The organism is Legionella sp. km772 (genome assembly GCF_003989735.1).
In the GTDB taxonomy this organism is placed as follows: domain Bacteria; phylum Pseudomonadota; class Gammaproteobacteria; order Legionellales; family Legionellaceae; genus Legionella.
The window spans coordinates 1-1,244 of record NZ_RZGQ01000358.1; the positions used below are offsets into that span (position 1 = coordinate 1).

Below are 1,244 nucleotides of genomic sequence, written 5' to 3' on the forward strand. Positions count from 1 at the left end.
TCTCCTGGCCTATGGACTTGTGGATAAGCCATTCTGAGAGTAAGGTGAATGAACTAACAAACCGGGAATAGCTCTTATTTTTCCTGAATTTTGTTCCAGATCCCCGGACCTAGCTAATACATACAGCAATCACTGCAATACATAATAAAATAGTAGTAATGATCAATAAAAAAATATTTAAAAAAGGAATTACAAAAGCGCAAAGGGCGCCAAAACCTGTGATAATTAATACCCCAGAACTAGTATGCCAATCATAGATAGTAGCAAGTTGTTGACCAATTATTCCCGTAACTAGGTTTCCCACTACCTCCACACCAGGAAAAATAGGTGCAACAGGGCTTACATGGAGATCGTTTAATAAAAGTGCGGATGAACCAACTATTGCGATTGCACCAGCTAAATCCTCGGCCTTAAAATTACCGCGTAACACATCAGTTGCGGGAATATAAGGGAGCGTAAAAGGTCCTCCCCAAAAGGGTATTAAAACCTGGCCATAATTATTGGTAGGAATAAAAGTACCAGCCACATCAATGCCATAAAGCTCCTCTCCCCGTAAGGTATGGTGCATTATTAAATCCACATGATCAGCTAATAAAAACCGCATAGCCGTCATTAACGCAAGACTTGGGTAGACTTTTCCATTGATACTCCCTAATAATAATCCTCGACGAATAATGCCGTCTGAATCGGGCATGTTGGTTACAAATCCACCATGTCCCGATGCTCGCATTAATAAATCGATGCTTGCATTATAACCTTTGAAATACTGTATTTTAAATTTTCTAGGATTAAGAAGCTCCCCTTTACTATTACGAAGTGGGTTTGGCAAGGTACCCACTCTTAAATCAGATAAGTTATGAAATAAAAAACCGAGAGTTACATCATAATTTTTTAGCACGCGAGCCAGAGCTTGATCATTATCCACCTCAGGAGCAATTTCATCGAGCATTTGCTCCAAGGTACTATTATTGATGTGATTATTTTGCTTAAAGAGAGTTGAGCTACTCATCGTTTTTAATTTATTTTTTAAACTAGTAGCATAGTTAATTTCTGGACTGGACATCACCATGTCCATACCAACCACCACAACGCCTGCGTTTTGTAAAGCGGATAACAATTGCGCTACAGGGCCACCTCATGAAAAAAATCTAGCTTAAATCGGTAAATAATGAGAGGCTAGCTTCATTTAAATGGATATAGGAATGAAGCTGGAAGAAGGATTTTTAGATTTTTTTATTTCACTT

At 38.4% G+C, this 1,244-nt stretch carries 1 protein-coding gene; it reads right to left on the bottom strand.

Features of this window, described 5'->3' with window-relative positions:
* Window positions 1–109: 109 nt before the first annotated feature.
* On the bottom strand, window positions 110–1,117 hold the full coding sequence (locus tag ELY15_RS15870) for a CHASE2 domain-containing protein (protein WP_127101737.1): 1,008 nt from the start codon (window positions 1,115–1,117) through the stop codon (window positions 110–112).
* Window positions 1,118–1,244: the final 127 nt, after the last annotated feature.